Source organism: Spiroplasma sp. ChiS (genome assembly GCF_002968355.1).
Taxonomy (GTDB): domain Bacteria; phylum Bacillota_I; class Bacilli_A; order Mycoplasmatales; family Mycoplasmataceae; genus Spiroplasma; species Spiroplasma citri.
On record NZ_PUUH01000318.1, the window covers coordinates 1 to 23,012 of the forward strand.

19 protein-coding genes, 1 tRNA gene and 2 pseudogenes are annotated in these 23,012 nt (G+C 27.3%); 18 read left to right on the forward strand and 4 right to left on the reverse strand.

Annotated elements, in window-relative coordinates:
- Nucleotides 1-903: 903 nt before the first annotated feature.
- A pseudogene (locus C6B38_RS12500) lies at nt 904-2,154 on the reverse strand (ISNCY family transposase).
- A 187-nt stretch (nt 2,155-2,341) separates the two neighbouring features.
- Between C6B38_RS12500 and rplK the strand changes: the two are divergent.
- Complete coding sequence (gene rplK / locus C6B38_RS08970) at nt 2,342-2,833, forward strand: 50S ribosomal protein L11 (protein WP_443028764.1); 492 nt, start codon at nt 2,342-2,344, stop codon at nt 2,831-2,833.
- Nucleotides 2,834-2,835: 2 nt separating this feature from the next.
- On the forward strand, nt 2,836-3,522 hold the full coding sequence (gene rplA, locus C6B38_RS08975; RefSeq protein WP_105299367.1) for a 50S ribosomal protein L1: 687 nt from the start codon (nt 2,836-2,838) through the stop codon (nt 3,520-3,522).
- A 21-nt stretch (nt 3,523-3,543) separates the two neighbouring features.
- Here the strand turns inward: rplA and C6B38_RS11745 are convergent, their stop codons facing one another.
- Both C6B38_RS11745 and C6B38_RS08980 read right to left on the reverse strand, forming a co-directional pair.
- Nucleotides 3,544-3,768, reverse strand: coding sequence for a hypothetical protein (locus C6B38_RS11745; protein WP_233485738.1), 225 nt, complete (start codon nt 3,766-3,768; stop codon nt 3,544-3,546).
- Nucleotides 3,768-4,355, reverse strand: coding sequence for a hypothetical protein (locus C6B38_RS08980; protein ID WP_233485739.1), 588 nt, complete (start codon nt 4,353-4,355; stop codon nt 3,768-3,770). Before C6B38_RS08980 ends, C6B38_RS11745 begins: the two co-directional genes overlap by 1 nt.
- Nucleotides 4,356-4,685: 330 nt before the next feature.
- On the opposite strand from C6B38_RS08980, the gene C6B38_RS08985 reads away from it, so the two are divergent.
- The 12 genes and pseudogenes from C6B38_RS08985 to gatB all read left to right on the forward strand — a co-directional run bounded on the left by C6B38_RS08985 (nt 4,686) and on the right by gatB (nt 18,043).
- Complete coding sequence (locus C6B38_RS08985) at nt 4,686-5,810, forward strand: AEC family transporter (protein ID WP_233485740.1); 1,125 nt, start codon at nt 4,686-4,688, stop codon at nt 5,808-5,810.
- Between the two features lie 33 nt (nt 5,811-5,843).
- Nucleotides 5,844-6,852, forward strand: a pseudogene (locus tag C6B38_RS08990) (NAD(P)-dependent oxidoreductase).
- Between the two features lie 196 nt (nt 6,853-7,048).
- Nucleotides 7,049-7,405 (forward strand): hypothetical protein, encoded by a 357-nt coding sequence (locus C6B38_RS08995; RefSeq protein WP_105299369.1) that lies wholly within the window; start codon nt 7,049-7,051, stop codon nt 7,403-7,405.
- Between the two features lie 328 nt (nt 7,406-7,733).
- Entirely contained in the window at nt 7,734-8,159 is a 426-nt protein-coding gene (locus C6B38_RS09000; RefSeq protein WP_105299370.1) for a hypothetical protein, read from the forward strand.
- 271 nt (nt 8,160-8,430) lie between these two features.
- Nucleotides 8,431-10,167, forward strand: coding sequence for a phosphoenolpyruvate--protein phosphotransferase (ptsP, locus tag C6B38_RS09005; protein ID WP_105299371.1), 1,737 nt, complete (start codon nt 8,431-8,433; stop codon nt 10,165-10,167).
- 55 nt (nt 10,168-10,222) lie between these two features.
- Complete coding sequence (locus C6B38_RS09010) at nt 10,223-10,513, forward strand: hypothetical protein (RefSeq protein ID WP_105299372.1); 291 nt, start codon at nt 10,223-10,225, stop codon at nt 10,511-10,513.
- Between the two features lie 85 nt (nt 10,514-10,598).
- Nucleotides 10,599-11,081, forward strand: a complete 483-nt coding sequence (locus C6B38_RS09015) for a PTS sugar transporter subunit IIA (protein WP_004027921.1) — start codon at nt 10,599-10,601, stop codon at nt 11,079-11,081.
- Between the two features lie 115 nt (nt 11,082-11,196).
- Nucleotides 11,197-12,807, forward strand: coding sequence for a hypothetical protein (locus tag C6B38_RS09020; protein WP_105299373.1), 1,611 nt, complete (start codon nt 11,197-11,199; stop codon nt 12,805-12,807).
- Between the two features lie 25 nt (nt 12,808-12,832).
- Nucleotides 12,833-14,836, forward strand: coding sequence for an NAD-dependent DNA ligase LigA (gene ligA, locus C6B38_RS09025; RefSeq protein WP_105299395.1), 2,004 nt, complete (start codon nt 12,833-12,835; stop codon nt 14,834-14,836).
- Between the two features lies 1 nt (nt 14,837).
- On the forward strand, nt 14,838-15,131 hold the full coding sequence (gene gatC / locus C6B38_RS09030) for an Asp-tRNA(Asn)/Glu-tRNA(Gln) amidotransferase subunit GatC (RefSeq protein WP_105299374.1): 294 nt from the start codon (nt 14,838-14,840) through the stop codon (nt 15,129-15,131).
- Between the two features lies 1 nt (nt 15,132).
- Nucleotides 15,133-16,608, forward strand: coding sequence for an amidase family protein (locus C6B38_RS09035; RefSeq protein WP_105299375.1), 1,476 nt, complete (start codon nt 15,133-15,135; stop codon nt 16,606-16,608).
- Entirely contained in the window at nt 16,601-18,043 is a 1,443-nt protein-coding gene (gene gatB / locus C6B38_RS09040) for an Asp-tRNA(Asn)/Glu-tRNA(Gln) amidotransferase subunit GatB (RefSeq protein ID WP_105299376.1), read from the forward strand. The genes C6B38_RS09035 and gatB overlap by 8 nt, the downstream gene beginning before the upstream one ends.
- Before the next feature lie 10 nt (nt 18,044-18,053).
- On the opposite strand, the gene C6B38_RS09045 is transcribed toward gatB, so the two are convergent.
- Complete coding sequence (locus tag C6B38_RS09045; protein ID WP_071937956.1) at nt 18,054-18,755, reverse strand: potassium channel family protein; 702 nt, start codon at nt 18,753-18,755, stop codon at nt 18,054-18,056.
- A 103-nt stretch (nt 18,756-18,858) separates the two neighbouring features.
- On the opposite strand from C6B38_RS09045, the gene C6B38_RS09050 reads away from it, so the two are divergent.
- The 4 genes from C6B38_RS09050 to C6B38_RS09065 all read left to right on the forward strand — a co-directional run bounded on the left by C6B38_RS09050 (nt 18,859) and on the right by C6B38_RS09065 (nt 23,009).
- A complete protein-coding gene (locus C6B38_RS09050; RefSeq protein WP_105299377.1) occupies nt 18,859-20,451 on the forward strand; it encodes a potassium transporter TrkG in 1,593 nt (530 codons plus the stop codon).
- 69 nt (nt 20,452-20,520) lie between these two features.
- Nucleotides 20,521-20,611: transfer RNA gene (locus C6B38_RS09055), tRNA-Ser, on the forward strand.
- 113 nt (nt 20,612-20,724) lie between these two features.
- Complete coding sequence (gene cls, locus C6B38_RS09060) at nt 20,725-22,263, forward strand: cardiolipin synthase (RefSeq protein WP_105299378.1); 1,539 nt, start codon at nt 20,725-20,727, stop codon at nt 22,261-22,263.
- 59 nt (nt 22,264-22,322) lie between these two features.
- The gene (locus tag C6B38_RS09065) at nt 22,323-23,009 is read left to right on the forward strand and encodes an acetyltransferase (RefSeq protein ID WP_105299379.1); all 687 of its coding nucleotides are present in this window, start codon (nt 22,323-22,325) and stop codon (nt 23,007-23,009) included.
- Nucleotides 23,010-23,012: the final 3 nt, after the last annotated feature.

A 23,012-nucleotide genomic window follows, 5' to 3' on the forward strand; every position in this document is an offset into this window, starting at 1 on the left:
ATATTTTATAACCATAAATTTTATTAAATTTCAAAAATGATATTTTAATTAATTTAGCTAATTTTGAAATATTTTATAACCATAAATTTTATTAAATTTCAAAAATGATATTTTAATTAATTTAGCTAATTTTGAATCTCACTTATTAAATTTTTGCATACCATTGTTAAATCACTTATAATATCATTATTTAGAAATATTTAAAATATGAGTTAAATATTTAATCGTGTATTTTTTCTTCAAGGACCAAACCGCTCAAAATTTCATTTTCTTCGATTTGGTTAAATACTTTTTTATATCTTGTATCATTTCTATATATTTAATTAGTTGGACCCTTTCTAGGAATTAAATTATCTTCATTTGTGATTTTAATTCATCTGCTTAAAGTTTCCTTTGCAATAGTAAATTTTTTTATTGTATTCATATACCCATTTTTATGATAATATTTAATAATTTTTATTTTTTCTTCTTTTGTTTATCATTTTCCCATAATAAAAGAACATCTCCTAATAAAATATTACACTCTTTTTAAGAGTTTACTTTATTATAGATGTTCAAAGAATTAAGACCTTTTTAAATGATTTATATATTTTTTTCAGCTGATTTTTCATTTCTGATGTAAATTCCATATTAAAATTTCCTTATTATTTTAATTATTAATTAAACCATTTATTTTAAAAATATAATTAAATTCCATATTAAAATTTCCTTATTATTTTAATTATTAATTAAACCATTTATTTTAAAAATATAATATTTTTAAAATCATTTACAATATTTACCTTATCATATTTATTTAAAATTAACAATATTTTTTAATTAATAATTATTTTTATTTAATTTTTTATTTGTTATTTTTTGTTTTAAAATAAAGTGTCAATATCTAGCTAAAATTTCGTAAATTTATTTAATTGATAATTGTTTCATAGTATATCTTTCAGTTAATGGATTATTTGATTTGGGTTTATGAGCTTTAGATTTTGGTAATGTTTTTTCTGTATTTTTAACTGTTGGAATATATTCTAATAGATTATAAATTTTGTTTTCATACTTAAGATACAATGTTTTATCAAATGCATTAATTATTGTAACATTTGTTTTTGAATTAAAAACTTTTAGTTTTTTATTATCATAAGTTAAGTACTTTTTATTTGCATAACTAATTGATGATCCATTATCTGTTCTTATTGTTGAAGTTATTGATAAAAGTAAATTAATTTTGTCACTTTCTGGTGCATCAACGAAAGCAGAATTGTTATAATCAATGGGAAGAGCAAAGTGTTTATTGAATTTAGTCAGAAATTCTTTTAAGAACTTATTTGCTTCTTCAAGAGTAGTTACTTTTGCAAGACCTAATTCATTTTTTAGACGATCTTGTAAAGTACCTCATAACCGTTCAATTCGACCTTTTGCTTGAGGAATTGAAGTAGTTATGATTTCGACACCTAATTCATTACAGCATCTGCTGAATTGAGTAAATGTGTCTTTTTCTTAGTTTTTACTATTATTTTTTAATAAGTAAAAATTGTTCGCTTATCTGTATAAAATGTCATAGGAATACCATAGTTTTTTAAAATTTGATATAAAACATTATAATAACCATTTAAGGTTTCTTGATAATCAAAATATAATCCAACAACTGTATTTGTTGCATCATCAATAGCACCATGTAAAAATATTTTAGGATGATTTATTCCTAGTCATAAATGTTCACTAGCATCAGCTTGTAATAATTCCCCAAAATATTTGTGGCGTTCTCTTAAAGGATGTGATTTATCTTTTTTTCTTAATTTTTGTTTTCTAGGAGATTTTATTTGATTTAGAGACATTAAGTTGTACAAAACTGAATAAGAAATTTTTATTTTTTCATTTTCAAGTAATTTTTCTTTAAAATGTATAAAATTAAAATCAATATATTTAGTTTTGTAAAGATTAAGAATATTTTCACAAATTTCTGGTTTTGTTTTGTTATATGCTCTTCTACCACGTGAATGATGGGCAAAGGAAGTCATATTTTGTGTATCATAAATTTTCATTAATTGTTCAATTCTACGAATAGACAAATCTAAAATTTTAGCAGCACGTTTTTTTGTTATTTCATTATTAATAACTTTTCCAATAGTTTTATATTTATGTTTTTCTGTCATTGTTAATTTTCTTTCCATAGTTATCACCAAATTAATAATATAAATAATTGTGAAATTTTTGCTAGATAACTATTACGAAATTATCACAAGATAAGGACATTTGTTTTAAAATAAAGTTGTTTTTTTATTTTTTTATTGTTATAATTAATTAGGCATTTATTCTATTATATAGAGTATGCTTAAATGTGGTAGTAATGTTAACATTACGTTTGGACCACAGCGAGAATTTAATTAAAAGGAGGAAATTGCTCGTGGCAAGAATTACAAGAATTGCAAAATTAGAATTTCAAGCAGGACAAGCAAAACCAGGGCCAGAATTAGCTTCATTAGGAATTAATATGCCTCAATTTTGTACACAGTTTAATGATGCAACAAAAGAACGAATGGGTGATGTCGTTCCAGTTGTTATTACTGCTTTTGATGATAAGACATTTAAATTTGAATTAAAAACAACACCAGCCGCAATTTTATTAAAAAAAGCAGCAAAAATCCAAAAGGGGTCAGCAAAGGCAAAAAATGAGAAAGTAGCAACGATTTCAGTTGATGAAGTTCGTAAAATTGCGGAATATAAACTTATTGATTTAAACGCAAATGATGTTGAAGCAGCAATGAATATTATTGAGGGAACTGCTCGTAATATGGGGATAGTTGTTGAAGGTATGCCAAGTAAAAAGGAAAAAAACTAAGGATGGCAAAATTTGGTAAAAAATATAACAAAGCTGCTGAATTAGTTGACAAAAATAAGGTATACCCAATTGTAGAAGCAATTGAATTAGCAAAACAAACTGCAACAACAAAGCTTGACTCAACCGTTGAAGTTGCCTTTAATCTAAATGTTGATCCACGTCATGCTGACCAACAAATTCGTGGAGCTGTTGTGTTACCAAAAGGAACAGGAAAAACACAACGAATCTTAGTTTTAACAAATAGCAAGGAAGCTGATGCTAAAGCAGCGGGTGCTGATTTTGTTGGTGGTAAAGATTTAATTGAAAAAATTAAAAAAGAAAATTGATTTGATTATGATGTTATTATCGCAACACCAGATATTATGGCAGAATTAGGAAAAATTGGGAAATTATTAGGCCCAAAAGGATTAATGCCAAACCCTAAAACAGGAACAGTTACTCCAGATGTTGCTAAAGCAATTGGTGATGTTAAAAAAGGAAAAGTTGAATACCGTGTTGATAAAAATGGAAACATTCATTCAATTATCGGTAAAGCATCATTCAAAGTTGAAGCTTTAAAAGCTAATTATGATGTAATTTATGAAACAATTCGTAAGGCAAAACCAGCAGCTGTTAAAGGAGCATATATTAAAAATATTGCTATAACAACAACAATGGGACCAGGAATTAAAGTTTTAATTGAATTATAATTAATATAAAAAAAGAAAAGATTAAAAACTGTTAATCTTTTCCTTTTTTTGTTTCTTTTTAGTTCTTAATGAAAATAATGCTAAATAACTAACTAAAGTTGAAATACCATAAATCCCAATGCTTGAAAAGATTACTAATAACGGTGCTAAAACTGGATGAAGATAGGGGTTTAAAATTTTATAACTATTTCATCACATTATTCTTCCATTTGTTGGAGCATAACCATGGTATTCAACATATATCACTAGTCTAGTCTAGTTCATGAAAATACAATATATAAAATTGGTAATATTAAACTAAAGTAATTAATTCTTTTAATAAAATATTTAAAATCTTGTTGCTCATAATATGAAAAAATACCAAATAAAATAAATGCAATGATTGGTGTTATAAAGTGAATGTTAATTGTAATAATGTTTTTTAAAAGTGAATTTGTAAAAATAAATCCTTTTCCAAGAAATAATTGTTTAATAACATCTGGTCAAAAGACAAGAACAATAACAATTGAATATGTTGCTAAAAAAATACAATTAAAAATAAATTTTTTAAACTCTGAAGGTTCATTTTTATATCCTATCCTTGCAAGAAAAACTATGGCATAAATTACGCAATATAAGGCATACCAATTTGTAAAAGCAACAAATAATCATGCAATTAATTGATCAATTGTGTTTTCACTATGTCTATTTTTATTTGGTTTAAAATAATCATAATTAAGCATTCTATCACATAAATCTATGATAACACCAGAGATAGGCACAATAATTAAGAAAGCTATTAAAGTTATAATTATTATTTTTAAATTTTTACTATACTTTGATAATTTATACATTTACGCCTCTTTATATATTAGATTTTATATAAATTATTATAATACTATATCATAATTACAGATTAAACTACTATGTAAAACAAAAATTAAATATTTTATATTTCTAATTTTAAAATAGTTTCTTCTTAAAAATTTAATTCTTGAATTTACCAAAATTTTTCATTTTTTATGTTATTATTTTTAGAAATTGATTATAATATTAAATATTAATAGTACAAAAAGTACACTAGGCATTATTTAAAAAACTATGAAAGGAAAAAATACAATGCATTTATATTTACAAGCCAATGTTGGTACAGCAGTCGTTGATACTTTAAAAGTACGGGGTTTTTGAAGTGCAATTATTGCAACAATGTTTTTATTTTTTTAGGTTGGTTTTTAACAAAACGTGGAACCTTTAAAAAAGATTGAGAAACTGTTCTAATTAAAATTGTAATGGTTGTTGGATTACCATGTTTAGCATTTGATGGTTTTATGGCTGATACAACAGTTGAACAAGTTAAAACACAAGCAGCGATTTTATTAGTCGAATTTTTATTCTATATTATTTTAGGAATTGTAGCAAAATATTTTTATATTAAATATGAGCAAGATGTTCGTGATACGTTAGCAATGTGTACGGTTTTTGCATCAACTACTTTCTTTGGAATTCCAGTTGTTACCGCTTTATTTGAAGCCGGACAAGCAACATTACCAGCTAATATCTTTAATATTCCTTATCGAGTATTTTTATATTCACTAGGATTTATTGTTATGAGCAAACCAACGCAAGGACAATTAGCAACTATAGCCGAAACAAAAACAGAAACAATTGTTGATGCAAAAATAGATCCAACTGGATATGCTCAAGTAAAAACTGAAATATGAGCTAAAAAAATGGCAACTGTTAAGGCAAATTTAAAACAAATTTTTGCTAATCCAATCTTAATTGTAACAATTATTGGATTTATCTTTTGAGTAACACAATTAATTCCAGGAATTGAAATTGTTCCTGATCAAAATAAAATTGGTAGTGGTCGGTTATTCTCACCATTACGATTAGATAATACTTTTTCACCATTATTTAAAATAACAAAAACATTAGAAGGATTATGTACCCCATTAGCATGATTAGCAATTGGGATGACTTTAGCAAAAGGAAAATTGCGTGAAGCAATGCAAGATAAAAAAGTCTGATATGGAATGATTATGAAAGTTATTCTAACACCAATTATTTTTGCTGTAATTGGAAAAGAAACAGGAGTATGAAAATTAAATTCAGTTGGTTTAACTGTTATTGTCATTATGTTAGCTGCACCGCCAGCATCTGTTATTGTGGCATATTCAATAGGATATAAAAAACAACCAATGTTAGCAAGTAATTTAACATTAGTTTCAACTTTATTTTCAATTATTTCGTTACCATTCTGAGTAATTATTACTACAGCAATTGGAGCAACTTCATTATTTACATAAACTTTATTATTACATACTTAGGAGAAAATAAGAATGAATATAAAAATTAAAATGGTTTGTTATGACGTTCGGAAAACCGAACGACCATTTTTTGAAAAACTAAATGAAAAATATGGTTATGATTTAACTTTAATTGAAGAATATTTAACAAAAGATAATATTGAAACAGTTAAAGGACATCAAGCAGTAATGGTTCGTGCAAATTGTGACTGTTATGAAGAAAACTTATTAAAAATGCAAGAATATGGCGTTAAATATTTATTAACAAGAACAGTTGGTTATAATCATATTGATTTAACAAAAGCACATGAATTAGGGCTTAAAATGACTTATGTTCCAGGATATTCGCCTAATGCAGTTAGCGAATTAGCGGTAGCAATGGGAAATGATTTTTTACGTAATTTATTTTATATGGATAATAATGAACGTAAAACAAATTTTAAAGTTGATGATTTTATGTTTGCAAAAGAAATTCGTAATTTTACAATTGGAATTATTGGAACTGGTCGAATTGGTTTTGAAGCAGCAAAAGCTTGACACGGAATGGGAGCTAAAGTATTAGGATACGATATTTATGAAAACGATAGTGTTCGAACAGTTTTAACATATACTGATTTAAATACTTTGCTGAAAGAATCAGACTTAGTTTCATTACATTGCCCATATATTAAAGAACAAAATCATTATTTTGTTAATAAAGAATTTATAGCACAAATGAAACCAGGGTCAGTGTTAATTAATGCAGCGCGTGGACAACTAATAGATAGTGAGGCAGTTTATGAAGCTAAGCTGTTAAGTCAAATAAATTAAAAGGTGTTGGATTAGATGTATTAGAAAATGAGGGTGATGTTTTTTTCAAGATTTTAATGAAAATATAACACCAGATAATATTACAAATAAATTAATTACCTTATATCCACGAGTAATTATTACACCGCATATAGGATCTTATACTGATGAAGCTGTTAAAAATATGATTGAAACAACATATGAAAATTTAAAAGAAATTTTAGCAAATGGTGAATCAAAAAATAAAATATAAAATAAATTTTTAAAAAGTAGAGTAAACTCTACTTTTTATTATTTAAAATAACTTTTAATAACAAAATAACAAAATAAATAAAATTATTGTATAATTTATTTAGTAAAAAACTATGATTTCTATTTATTTTTTTATTTTATATTAACTAATAAAACTTGTGGGGCGACAAAAAAAGAAAGGCGAGGTATGTTTTGTCATGCAAGAAAATGGACAGCAAATAATTTGTGATGAATGTCAGTTTAAATTTAAATCTTTTTATAGACAATGAAAATTAAATAATAATAACAATAAGTTATTTATTTTTCGTGTACAAAAAAAGTATCAAACATTAAGTAAAAATGTTGATTTGAGTGAATTAATTCCAGACTATGCTTTTGTTTGTAATTCAACTTGGTTTGCTCTTTATAGTATTAAAAAAATTCAACGAATGAGAACCAATACAATAAGAAAATTAAATTTCAAACAAGGTACTTTATTAATTAAATTTTATTGATATCGGATTTTTATTAACGGAATTATACAAACTCGTTGATATAATTTTCCACGAGTATAATATGAGATGTTTTTTAATTTGTAAACTGTAAATGCAAGTGTAATAAATCTATTGATTTAGTAATAACAGATACTTTAAAAATGATATAACATTTTAGAGAGTTAACTATAAACATAAATGAAAGGAATGAATATAGATATGAATAAATTACTAAATTTGTTAAGTACAATAACAATTAGTGTAATGTTCATGCCATTGGTAATTGCTGAAAGTTTCTATTAATCACAAAATATTAGAAATAAAAAGCAAACTGAAAACCCACAGCCTAGCCCATCGCGAATTTCGCTATCAACTGTAATTACAAACCCTGACTTAGGAGAATTACCCAATGAATAATTCCAAAACAATTCTGGCTAGATTAAGGGAATGCAACCCGAATGTAAACATAGAAGATATAAAATTATCGCATAGTTATTATGATCATACTTATTTTTATTTTCATATTTCTGCAAAACCAAATTCTCAATACTTTGGCTGAGAAATTGTTAATTTTTCTATTTTTCAAAAAAAATCCATATTAACTGTAATTACAAACCATGACTTAGGAAAACTACCCAATAATGACTGCGAAACAATTCTGGCTAGATTAAGGGAACGCAATCCGAACGTAGATATAAAACAAATAATAGTGACTTTTGTTAGTGACAATCAAGATGGCAGTCAATCATGAAAAATTAGTCTCCGTTTAAATTCAATTTATTATGGCTCAAATAATATTCGTTCTGCAAACAATTATGAAATTTGAAATAACTAAAATAAAAAGAAAATTTCTTAATAGAATTTTAACATAATTTTTTATCTCTACTTTATTTTAGATGTTCATTTTTGAATTGATTTGCTGCACTTGCATTTACAGTTTACAATTTTATAAAATGAACAAAGATAAAATAATTACTTAAGTTTGTTGCTTATTTATAGAAAATAATGTTTTATAACAAAAAGTCTAGTTAAAATGCAACAATTTTCCATTTTTCGGTATATAATAAAAATAGTTTTAGTAGAAAGAGAAGTGAGGATTTTTTATTATGTCAAAAAAACTGCATGGGATAGGTGCTAGTAATGGAATTGCGATTGCCAAAGTTTTTAAGTTAGAAGAACCAAAATATGAAATTTCGAATAATACGGTTTCTGATTCAGCAAAAGAAATTAAAATACTAGAAGCAGCAATGCAAAATGCAAACACAGATATTGAAAAACTACAAAAGATTGCCTTAGAAAAATTAGGGGCAGAAAAAGCAACAATTTTTGAAGCACATAAGGAAATTTTGCGTGATCCAGCAATGATTGATGAAGCAAAAAATATTATTATTAAGAGTAATAACAATAATGCAGCATATGCAATTCATACTGTTGCTCAAAAGTTTATTACAATGTTTGCAAGTATGGATGATCCATATTTTAAAGAACGTGCAGCAGATGTTAAAGATGTAACTGATCGTTTAATTAAGTATATTTTAAATGTTCCGGTATTAGATTTAGCAACTATTCATGAAGAAGTTATTATTGTTGCTGAAGATTTAACACCTTCACAAACAGCACAGTTAAATCCTAAATTTGTTAAAGGATTTAGTTGTGATATGGGAGGGCGTACTAGCCATGCTGCAATTATGGCCCGTAGTTTAGAAATTCCAGCCGTATTAGGATTAAAAGATATTACGAAACAAGCAAATCATCATGAATTAGTTATGATTAATGGGACAACAGGAGAAGTTATATTAAATCCAATGTCAACAGAGGTTAAAACTTGGACAGCAGAAAAAGAAAAATTTTTACAATTACAACAAGAATTATTGGCTTTTAAAGATAAGCCAACGGTTTCAAAAGATGGATATCAAAAATTTGTTTTAGAAGGAAATATTGGAGCGCCAAAAGATGTTCAAGGTGTTTTGGATAATGGTGGTCAAGGAATTGGTTTATTTAGAAGCGAGTTCTTATATATGGATAATGACCATTTCCCAACTGAAGATGAGCAGTATGAAGCTTATAAAGGTGTCTTAGAAGGAATGCAAGGACGCCCAGTTATTATTCGAACATTAGATATTGGTGGCGATAAAAAATTATCGTATTTTAAATTTCCAGAAGAAATGAACCCATTTTTAGGATATCGTGCAATTCGTCTTTGTTTAGATAAAACAGATGTTTTTCGAACACAATTACGTGCTTTATTACGTGCAAGTGTTTATGGCAAAATCGGAATTATGTTTCCAATGATTGCAACAATTGATGAATTTAATTCTGCAAGAAAAATTACCTTAGAAGAAAAAGCAACTTTAATTAAAGAAGGACATAAAGTTGCAGATAATATTGAAATTGGAATGATGATGGAAATTCCAGCAGCAGCAATGTTAGCTGATCAGTTTGCAAAACACGCTGATTTCTTTTCAATTGGAACCAATGATTTAATTCAATATACAATGGCAGCTGATCGAATGAGCCAATTTGTGGCGTATTTATATCAACCATATAATCCATCTGTTTTACGCTTAATTAAAACAATTATTAACGGTGCCCATAAAGAAGGAAAATGGGTTGGAATGTGTGGCGAAATGGCTGGAGAAGAGCAAGCAATTCCGCTTTTAATGGGAATGAAATTAGATTACTTTTCAATGTCTGCAACAAGTATTTTAAATGCTCGTCGAATTATTAGCAAATTAGAAGTTTCGGCAATGGAACAATTAGTAACAGAAGCATTAGAATGCCAAACAGCTGATGAAGTTTTAGCTTTAGTTGAAAAAAGTACAAAAAATGCTTTAAAGGCCTAAATTTTTGATAAAATAACACTATATAGTGTTTTTTTTATTAAAATAGGTGGTTTAAATGATAAATCTAAATACTCATGCAATAATTGATCTTCCGTTACCAGTTTTAATTACTTTAGTTGTTGCTTTTGCGGTATTATCAATTATTAGTGGGGTTTGATATTGAAGACAATGGCGTAAAACACGGCGTAATTCTAAAAATGATAATTTTACAGTTAAACAGAAGTTAATAATTTGAGCTGCTTTTCAAAAAAATAAGTATTTAATTTTATTTTTATTATGTTTCTTTTGCTTAATTGGTTCTGTTCTGGTCTTAATTAAACAAGTAGTTGGTTTCCCATTGTTTTAAAAATAGCACATAAATTTAATAATTTTATAGTATACTAAATATAGATGACAAAGTTGTCTGCTTAATAAAAAAAGGAGAAGAAAAGATGGGATTATTTAGTAAAAAACCAAAAGAACTTGAAATAATTGCCCCTGTAGATGGTGAAGTTATTGCTTTAGATAAAGTTGAAGATGAAGTATTTTCACAAAAAATGTTAGGTGAGGGTTTAGCAATTAAACCAAGTGCTGGTAATTTTATTGCTCCAATTGCTGGAAAATTAATTACCGTTTTTCCGACAGGTCATGCTTATGGAATTAAAAGTAATAATGGTGTTGAAATGTTATTACATATTGGAATGGATACAGTTTCATTAAATGGAAAAGGATTTGATATTCAAGTAAAACAAGATGATAATATTAAACAAGGGGATTTATTATGTAATGTTGATTTAACTGTTTTAAAAGCTGAAAATGTACCAAGTTTAGATACGCCAATTGTTTTTACACCAGAAACAATGAGCGGTAAAACAATTAATATTGTTAAAACAGGAAATGTTAAACAAGGAGAAATTATTGCTGTTATTAAATAGGAAATAATTTTAAACTAATAAGTGATTTATAAAGTAGAAATCACTTTTATTTTTGCTTTATAAGGTATATTCTGGAGTGTTTTTGCTATAATTGTTAAGAAAGGAAAAAGGTCAAATGGTAAAAATAGTTTTAATTGCGATTGTTTTTTTCTTATATTATTACTGAGTCTTTTCTTCAACAGGAGCAATTTTAGCCGAATTTTTAAAAATTCGAACTAAAAATATTTATTTTGGAATGATTATGGGTTTTTTCTTTTATTTTGCTGTTATTTCTTTTTTGCTAATTCCATTAGAATTTATTCCTAATTTACGTTATATTATTTTAGTTTATTCATTATTGTCAATTAATATTTTATATTCATTATTTTTGTTATTATTTATTCGTTATTGATTTAATATTAATTTATGGGATTGAAATCACGCCATTTTTTTTGTTGCATTTGGTGTTTTTATGACATTATACTATGCTAAAAATTATTTTATTGCTCCTTCAGGTTCAAACATTACTAATAGTTATATTTTAAGTTTTTACTTTTTTGATTCAGTTGATAATAATATTATTTTTAAATTAAATCCAAATGTTACCGTTGCTAAAGTTCAAGCTTTAGCAACATTATCTTGATTTACGAATGTTTCAGTTTGGTTTGTGATGACTGGGATTGATCCAAATGATATTATTTGAAATTTACTAAATATTTTAGATGCAATGTTATTTGCTTCAATTTTTGTAACATTATTGAGTAATTTTGCTAATAAAAAAAGTAATCGTTTTTTAATTGGTTCTTTATCGCTCCTTGTTTTATCTGCTTCAAAATTGTTAATTTACTATTTTGGATATGATTCATGGCATCAGCAAAATATGTTAACTGGTCTATTTTTTGTCACTTTTATTTTAATGACAATTTACACAAATGAAGAATATCGTAGCCGTAATATGCCATGAATTATTGGTATTATTTTTGCAAGTTATATTACCTTTGAATGAGATGCATCATATATTATGTTATTTATTATTTATGTTTCAACATGAATTAGTATGTTAAAATATAAAACTAATTTCTTAAAAGATATGGTGAAGTTTACCTTATTTTCAACGTTATGTTTTATTTTCTACAATGCGCAAATAAAAAATATTTTATTAATTTTTATTTTTTTAGGATTATTTTTGTTAATGATAATTTTATCATTTTTGTTATATCGTAATTATTCACGAGTACATGATATTGAAATAATGATGTATCTTGGGCAAAAAAAAATATTATTTGTTGTACCAATTATTTTTACCCTAATTTCATTGGTCATTGTTTTAGCAACGAGGGAAAATAATTTAAATTTCTGAACATTAGAAACAATTGCATCAGCTTTATATGTACAGTTAGAATTGGGGCGTTGAGAACCATGAACAAATATTGTCTTTTTAATTATTTCCTTTGTCTTTTTAGGGCTATCTTTAATTTGATTATTGTTTTTTGAACGAATTCCTAATTTTGTTGCAAAAACCCCAATTAATATGCTATCAATTTTAACAGTGACTTTCTTTAATCCGTTAGTTGGGCGTTTTTTAATTTTAATTTTTAATGAACAGGCTTTATTAAACAATGATACGGTTTTTATTGTTGCTTTATTAGTTGCCTTAAATATTAGTGTTTATGCATTGAAAATTAAGCCATTTAAAAAATGGCATTTCAAAAAACCAACAATCCCCCACATTACAACAAGAATCTAAAAATAATAAAATAAAGGAAGATATTATGACTTTTGAGCAAGCAAAAAAACATAGTTTAGTGTTAAAAGAACAATTAGAAAAATGAAATTATGAATATTATGTTAATGATAACCCTAGTGTTAGTGACCAAGAATATGATCGAGCAATGCAAGAATTAATTGCAATTGAACAGCAATATAGTGAATTAATTACAATTGATTCACCAACGCAACGTGTTTCTGGCCAAATTAGTGAAAAGTTTAATAAATATGTTCATACAAGTCCAATGCTAAGTTTAGGAAACGCGTTTAATTATGATGATTTAATTCATTTTGATGAGCAAATTAAAGAATTAACTGGTTTGCCAGAAATTGAATATACTTGTGAATTAAAAATTGATGGATTATCAATTTCATTAGTTTATGATAATAATCTTTTAGTGATGGGGGCAACTCGGGGAGATGGTCTTACAGGTGAAGATGTTACTATTAATATTAAACAAATTAAATCGATTCCCCTTCGAATTGACCAACCAACTTTAATTGTTCGGGGAGAAGTTTATTTATCAGTTGAAGAGTTTAATAAGATTAATGAAGAACGTGTTAAAAATGGTGAATTTGAATTTGCTAATCCTCGAAATGCAGCAGCAGGCACTTTACGTCAATTAGATTCAACAATTGTTGCAAAACGAAAGTTAAATGCATTTTTATATTATTATGTTAATGCTTTACAGGATGGGATTCAATCACAATACGAAGCATTACAAAGATTAGAACAATTGAAATTTAAAACAAATCCTGAATATCGTTATTGTTCAAATATTGCAGCAGTGTGAGCATATATTCAAGAATATGAGCCAAAACGTCATCAGTTAGGTTATGAAATTGATGGAATTGTGATTAAAGTTAATAACTTAAATTTATATAATCGTATTGGTTATACTGCTAAAAATCCAAAATGAGCAATCGCTTATAAATTCCCAGCGGAAGTTGTGGTTACTAAATTGCTTAATATTTTTCCTTCCGTTGGGAGAACGGGGCGCATTACTTATAATGCTGTTCTTGAACCAATTCGTATTGTAGGAACAATCGTACGAGCTGCAACATTACATAATGCTGATTTTATTACTGAACGTGATATTCGGATTGGTGATAATGTCCAAGTTAAAAAAGCGGGGGATATTATTCCAGAAGTAATTAATTATGTTGCAGCTCGTCGCCAAAAAAATGCTCAGAAGTGACAAGAAGCAACGCATTGCCCAGAGTGTAATTCTTTATTAGAACGTGTTGAAGGGGAGGTTGACCAGTATTGCATTAATTCTGTTTGTCCCAAAAAAATTACACGTGGATTAGAACATTATTGTTCACGAAATGCGATGAATATTGAAGGAATTAGTGAAAAAATCATTGAACGATTATTTAAATTAGAATATTTAAAAAGTTTTAGTGATTTATATCAATTAGAACAATACCGCGCTGAAATTATTGAATTAGAAAATTTTGGTGAAAAATCGTTTGAAAATATGATTACTTCAATTAATAATTCAAAAAATAATTCCTTAGAACGATTATTATTTGCGTTAGGAATTCGTCATGTTGGTCAAAAAACAGCAAAATTATTAGCACGACAATTTAAAACAATTGATAATTTAGCTGCGATGAATATTGAACAATTATCAATTATTAATGATATTGGTCCAATTGTAGCAGCTAGTGTTGTGGATTATTTTGCAATTCCAGCTAACCAACAAGAACTGGCTTTATTACGCCAAAATGGGGTTAAAATGGAGTATTTTGCTACTAATCAGCATTTAGCACAGAAGTTTGAAAATTATCGGTTTGTGATTACTGGAGTCTTATCAAAATCACGAGAATACTTTAAAGAATTAATTGAAAGTTATGGTGGACAAGTTTCTGAAAGTGTTAGTGCAAAAACCACTTATTTACTAGCGGGAACTGATGCTGGTAATAAATTAGTAAAAGCACAAAAATTAAATGTTAAAATTATTAATGAAGAAGAATTTCAACAATTATTAAGTAAGGAGGACTAAGATGGCACGAATTACAAAAGAAATGTTACAGATGTTAGCACATGATATTATGCTAGATTTACAAGATGAGGAACTAACTAATTTAAGTCAAGAATTTGATGTTATTTTAAAGCAAATGGATTTAGTACAAAAAATTAATACAACTAATGTTCATTCAATGCATTTTCCATTTGACTTAACAGTTGACTATTTGCGTGAGGATGATGAAATTGATGTTGCTCCACAAGCTGAAATTTTAGCGGCAGCACCAAAAAAAATAGATGATTATATTGTAATTAATAAGGTGGTTAAATAAAATGACATATTATTCAATCAAAGAATTGCATCATCTTTTAGTTAGTAAAAAAATTACTCCATCGCAAATAGTCAAAGATTCTTTTACTAATTTAGCTAAATATCAGGTTTTAAATGCAACTGTAACAGAATTAGAAGCAGAAGCCACAGCTTTGGCAGCAAAGTTAGATCACCTTGTTGTTCCTAAAAATAATTATTTATTTGCATTACCATATTTTGCAAAAGATAATTTTGCAACAAAGGGAATTAAAACAACGGCGAGTTCAAAAATTTTAGAAAACTTTATTCCAAATTATGAATCAACGGTAACTAATATTTTAAAAGAAAACAATAGTATTTTATTAGGAAAAACAGCTTTAGATGAATTAGGAATGGGAGGGCATGGTTTATATGCCTTAACAGGAGATGTTTTAAATCCTTGGGATTTAACCCGGATTACTGGTGGTTCATCATCTGGCTCAGTAGCTTTGGTTGCAGCGGGAGTTGTTCCATTTGCGTTAGGAACAGATACAGGTGATTCAGTCCGAAAACCAGCTGGTTACTGTGGTGGTGTTGGTTTTAAACCAACTTATGGTTTAATTTCACGGTATGGTGTTTTCCCTTATGCCCCATCATTAGATACTGTTGGATATTTTACCCGAACTGTTGAAGACAGTGCAATTGTTTTTGATTATTTAGCACAAGAAGATCGTAAGGATGCAACCTCATTAAAAAGCAAAGAGCAAGATTATTTTAAAAATTTATCATTAGAAAAAGTCAAAAAACAAAAATTTGCTTATTTAAAAAATGCGCATTCAATTCTTCCAGAAGAGATTAGAAATCATTTTGATCATTTATATGAACAATTAACAGCACGCGGCATTAGTGTTACAGCAATTGATTTTCCAGAAGATTTATTAAAAGCATTAATGCCAGTTTATATGGTGATTTCTTTTGCTGAAGCAGTAAGTAGTCATTCAATGTTGGATGGAATTAATTATGGGACAAGAGTTAATGGGGATACTTATCAAGAAGTAATGATGAACTCACGAACTAATGGTTTTGGCCATGTTGTTAAACGTCGTTATGTTATTGGTTCTTATACTTTAACAAAAAATAACCAAACATTATTATTTTTAAAAGCAAAACGAGTAAGACGTTTAATTGTCAATGCTTTAAATAATGTTTTTATAAAATATGACATTTTATTATTACCAGCTGCATCAACAGTTGCTCCAAAAATTACCACTATTAAGGGTCAAATTTTAACAGAGGCAGAATTAGAAAATTATGTTGATGATTTATTAGTATTGGGTAATTTAATGGGTAATCCATCATTAACTGTTCCACTTGCTTTTGTTGATAAAATGCCAATTGGAATAAATGTTAATGCTGCGCCTTTTGCTGATCAGAAAGTCTTTAATGCTAGTTTATTAATTGAGGAGATTGCTGGAATTAAAAATAAAGTGGCACCAAAAGGAGAAAACAATCATGGTTAATTTTGAAGTAGTAATTGGGATTGAAAATCATGTTGAATTAAAAACAAAGACAAAAATGTTTTCTTCTGGAGCAGTTAGTTATGGATCTCAACCCAATAGTATGGTTAATCCGATGGATGCTGGATATCCGGGAGTAATGCCAACAGTTAATAAAAAAGGGGTTGAGTTAGCATTAATTGCTTGCCAAGCACTTAATTTAACAATTGATCCAATTGTTCAATTTGATCGTAAAAATTATTATTATCCTGATTTAGCCAAGGGTTTTCAAATTACGCAGCAATATTATCCAATTGGTAAAAATGGATATTTAACCATTATTGATGAAAATGGTAAACCTTTTAAAGTAGAAATTGAACGATTACATATCGAAGAAGATACTGCCAAACAGTTACATGAGGAAGATTGAACATTATTAGATTATAATCGGGCTGGAATTGGTTTAATTGAAATCGTAACCCGTCCCGTTTTACGGTCAGCATTTCAAGTTCGTCAATATTTAGAAACTTTACGTGAGATTTTAGTTTATATCAAAGTTAGTGATGCTAAAATGAATGAGGGTTCATTACGATGTGATGTTAATATTTCGTTACGGCCAGTTGGTACGAAAACATTTGGTGATAAGGTTGAATTAAAAAACCTTAATTCAATTGCAAATGTTGAAAAGGCAATTGAATATGAAATTAAAAGACAAAGTGAACGTTTGTTAATAGGAAAAAGAATTGAACAAGAAACACGACGATTTGATGAAAAAACAAAAACAACAGTTTTAATGCGTCATAAAACTGATGCAATTGATTATAAGTATTTTTCTGAGCCAAATATTTTTCCAATTAAATTAGATCCAAATTGAATGGCAAAAGTTCTTAAAAATATGCCAGAATTACCAGCTGTCAAGCGCGAACGTTATTTATCAAAATTAAAGTTAAAGCTAGACGATATTGAAATTATTTTACAAGATTATACTTTAATGAATTTTTTTGAAGCAGCAATTAAGTTATCACCACATTATGAAATGATTGCGCATTATTTAATTGGTGATATTACTGCTTATTTAAACCAAAAGGGATTAACAATAAATGAAACAGCATTAACACCACAAAATTTTGTTGAAATGATTATGTTAATTAATCAAAATGTAATTTCAAATAAGCAGGCTAAAACAGTGCTCCAACGAATTTTAAATGAAGATTGCCCCCCAACTAAAGTTGTTACTGAATTAGGATTAAAACAAATTAGTGATCCAGTTGAGATTAAAACAATTTTTGAGCCAGTTTTTAATGCTAATATAGCAATGTTAGAACAATATGAACAACGACCAGAACGAGTAATTAAGTTTTTTATGGGTGAATTAATGAAATTAACAAAAGGACAGGTTGCACCAGAAATTGGTCAACAAGTAGTTATTGAATTAATTATGGCAAAAGAAGGAAAATAAAAAAAGATGCTTATTTACCATCTTTTTCATATTCTTGGTCAATTTTTTGTAATTTAATTGTTAAATCATTAATTGCACTAATTTTAGCAATAAATAATAATTCATCATCTAATTTAATTGTTTCAACATCTCCGGGTAAAATAACGCGGCCTTTACGTTTAACATAAACAATATTATAATCTTTATTATTAATAAAACGTAATTCTGATAATGTTTGTCCTTCAATACTTGGATCAGTCACTTGAATAATTAATGATGCATAATTTTCATCAACAGTTTGCATTTCAATGTCAATATCAAACATTGCTTTAGTTGCAGTAATGCTTCCGGCCATTGTATCGGGTTGGATAATATTGTTAATTCCTAATGCTTTTAGAATTCGCGCATGACGAATATCTTTTACTTTCGCAATAATATTAGTAATTCCAAGGTCTTGCAACCCAATAATTGTTAAAATACTAGCTTCAATATTACTTGCGATTGTGATAATGACAGTATCATATTCGTCTAGTCCTTGTTCAATTAGATTTGTTTTAACTGTTGCATCTAATGCTACTCCATCAACTTGATCATAACTAGCAATCATATTATTAACCTTAGTTTGGTCAATATCAAAGACCATAATATGTTGTTTTCGCGCAATTAGTGTTTCAATTATTGAACGTCCAAAATTATTTAGTCCAATAATTGCAAAACTTTTTCTTCGTGCCATTCCGCTTCCCCCTTATTGCATCTTTAATTATACTATTTTTTTTATTATTAGCAATAATTCCTAACTTGTAGTATATAATAATATTAATGAAAGAGGGACACAAATGGTTTTTTTTCAATTATATTTCAAAAATATTTTTAAAAGAAAAAATGATAATAAACGACAACGTAATAATGATCCAACTGCACCATTAACACGTCGTCGTCATTGGTTACCCTTCTCAAAAATATCTGGAAGATTATTTTTAGTTTATATTTTAATTGTTCTTTTAGGAGGAATATTATTATCAATTCCTGGTTTTGTTCATAGTGGAGAACGAATGGTTCTTGATGGAAAAGGTAAAATTTTAGACCATTCAGTTACTTTTGCGTGAAATTATTTAATTGGTTTATTTACTGCTTCTAGTGCTTTTTCTGATACTGGGATTACCATTAGTAATCCAGCAGCGGATTATACTTTTTGGGGTCAATTAGTAATTTTAATTTTAATACAAACAGGTGGTTTTGGAATTGTTACTTTTAAAATTATGATTTTTGTATGATTAGGGCGCCGAATTTCAATTAAAGATAAAATGCTAGTTCAAGGTGAACGAGGAAGTAGTAACTTTGGGCATACAATGGATTTAATTAAAAATAGTTTTATTTTTTTAATTATTTTGGAATGTTTTGGGGCAATTTTATTATTTTGTAATTTTTATTTTTCGGAATTATCAGTAGAAGGAAAATTCATGATTGATAATGTTACTTATCATAATTTTTGACGAAGTTTATGAAGTGGTGTTTTCCACTCAATTTCATCAATCAATAATGCTGGTTTTGATATTATTGGTAATTCATCATTAATGCCTTATAATACTAATTATTTTATTCAATTTGTGTTTTTATTTCAATTTATTATTGGTGGTTTAGGTTTTCCAACTTTTTACGATTTAAAACGAAAATTTGTGGCATGACGACGAAAAGAACATGTTAAATTTACCTTATTTACCAAAATTAATTTAATTACTTATATTGGTTTATCAATTGTTGGTGTTTTTAGTGTTTGATTAATTGAATTTACTAATATTAATACAATTATGCTTGAAACTGGACAGTATGTGGAAAGTATTTTACGAAATTCAAAATCAAATTGAAATGGATTTATGAATATTTTCTTTAATACAATGTCAACCAGAAATGCAGGTTATTCAACAGTTGAAATGAGTAACTTTTTACCAGGCTCACGAATTGTAATGTCAATTATGTTGTTTATTGGATCAGCACCATCTTCTACCGCGGGGGGGATTCGGACAACAACCTTAGCTGTTATTATCATTACAATTTGGTCTATTATTCGAAATAATAATAGTGTTAATGCTTTTAAACGGAAAATTCCAAATGAAACAGTAAAGCGGGCTTTGGGAGTTACTGTTATTTCAGGAGCTTTAATTGCAATTGCTATTATTTGTATTAGTGCTGAAAATCCTCATCTTGATGTTTTAAATACTTTCTTTACAATTTGTAGTGCATTTGGGACAACAGGATTAAGTACTTTAAATTTTACCGAACTATATAACATTGGTATTTTAAGTACTTTAATATTAATTTTATTAATGTTTATTGGGCAATTGGGAGTTTCTTCAACATTATTAGTTTCAATTCGTGGAAGTGGTGAAAAAGAGTATAGCTATGTTGAAGAAAATATTTTAATTGGATAGGTTGAAAAAAATAATCTTTTTCTCTTGTTTAAAATGATATCTTTTGTATAATATATAAGGTATCAATACGGAACAGTACTCAAGTTGGTGAAGAGGGCACCCTGCTAAGGTGTTAGGTCGGGTAACCGGCGCGAGAGTTCGAGTCTCTCCTGTTCCGCCATTAAATTACATTTAACGAGAAAAAGTAACAAAGAGTTATAATAATTTTTATAACTCTTTTTAAATTATTGGTATAATAAAAGTATTAGTATTGTGCAATAAAGGGGAAACATGATGAAAAATTGATTAAAAATTATTTTATCAATGATTTTTTTATTTGGTATGGCGATTATGGGATTACTTGTTGTCGTTGTTATTTTCAATGTTAAATTCTTATATATTTTTTTAGGAATTGTTATTATTGATTTAATTTTCTCATTCTTTTTCTTTTTTTCCAAACGACGTTATGAAGTTAAATTTTCTTGAATTATTTTTATTAATTTTGTGCCATTTATTGGTTTATGTTCATATGTTTTTTTTGGACGAAAATATCACTATTCAAATAAAAAATCATTATTATACAATCATTTAAATAAGTTAGAATATGATACTTATTATAAAAAAAATAAAACATGTTTAATAAAATATACTGCTCCTAATCAAAAATTTGGGAATGTTGTTAAATTATTAATGCGACATGCAAATAAACCATTATATCAAAATAATAAAATTAAAATAATCACAAATGGGACACGTGTTTTTAAATCATTATTAACAGATTTACAACAAGCACAAGAATATATTTTATTAACTTATTTTATTATTGCTGATGGTGAACTATTTGAATCTTTTTTAGCAGTTTTAAAAGAGCGAATTGCTGCTGGTGTCCGAGTTTATATGATTTATGACCATGTTGGTAGTTATTTTAAAATTAGTAAAAAGAGTATTAAAAAATTAGTTAAAGCTGGTGTTCGGGTTCATAAATATTTGCCAATTATTACACCTTTTATTAGTGGGAATGCTAATTATCGTAATCATCGTAAAGATGTTATTATTGATGGTTTGATTGGTTATACTGGTGGAATTAATCTAGCCGATTTATATGCTGATAAATCATGAAAATTTGGAATTTTTCATGATACACAAGTGCGAATTGAAGGTGAAGCGGTTCGAGGTTTAGAAGTGATTTTTGCTGATGACTGATTTTTTGCAACTAAACGACATGAAATAATCACAGATTTAGAGCCAGCTATTTTAGCACCAAAACAATATAATGTTAAGGGTAAGTCACATTTACAAATTGTTAATCATAGTCCTAGTATTGATCATTCAATTACGAAAGATTTATATATTTCATTAATTAACAAAGCTCGAAAACGAGTTTGATTATCAACGCCTTATTTTATTCCACCAGATGATCTTATTCAAGCTTTGGTTCTTGCAGCACGCGCTGGAGTTGATGTTCGTTTAACAATTCCAGGTTTGACGGATAAAATTTTTGTTTTAGATATAACAAAAAGTTATTGTAAACCTTTACTTGCCAGTGGTGTTAAAATTTATGAAATGAATAATACTTTTAGTCATAATAAAATTGCTATTTTTGATGATGATATTGCTGTGATTGGGACTTGCAATTTGGATTATCGTAGTTTTTTTTCTGATCATCAAACAACAGCAGTTATTTATGATCCAGAAGTAGTGGCAAGCTTTATTCCACGTTGGGAATGAGATTATGAACATTCAATTTTATGACATGAATGACCAATTAAATATAAACCTTTAAGTTATCGGTTGTTGTTAACATGTTTAAAATTAGTAGCACCAATTTTATAAGTTAATGCTAATATCAAGAATAATTTTTTGTATAATTAATATGTGAAGGAGGGGGCATCATGCTATTTAATAAATTAAAAAATAAAGATGACAAAAAAAAGGACCATCAGAAGGAAAAAAAGCATAATTTATTACAAGAAAAATCATTGTCATCATCAGAAAATTTAGAAAGTAGTTTGTTTGAAGATGACGATGATAATAATAAAATTAAAACTAGTTTTAGTTTTAAACGGCGTAAAACACACAAAATTATTAAAGAATTAAATCGCCAACGAATTAAATCATTATTATTTTACACTGATATTAGTAATGTTTTGCGACAATTGGAATTTGGACTACAACCAGTTAAAAATATTCATCTAGCAAAAGAAAGTGAATATATTGTTTGAACATATTTAGAAAAACCTGATCATTTAGAGTTTGAGTTAGATAGTTCAACGCGACATTATTTTTGGAGTTGAATTGCAGAGCAAAAAGTTGATCCAAGTCAAATTGCTGTGATTGCAATTGATATTCAAAATTTATTTCATTTAACAAAAAAAGATTGAGAATATGATGATGTAACCCGACGCGTAAAAGTTTTTGAAGATGTGAAACCAGATGCAATTCGATGAGTATTAATGAAAAATAATCAGTATTTAAATCGAATTCAAATGTATGTTAAAAGTAATAATTTAAAACTTAAAATTTTTCAAGGTGAAAAAGGAAATATTTCTAATGTTTTAACAGAAAGTAGAAAGAAGTAAAAA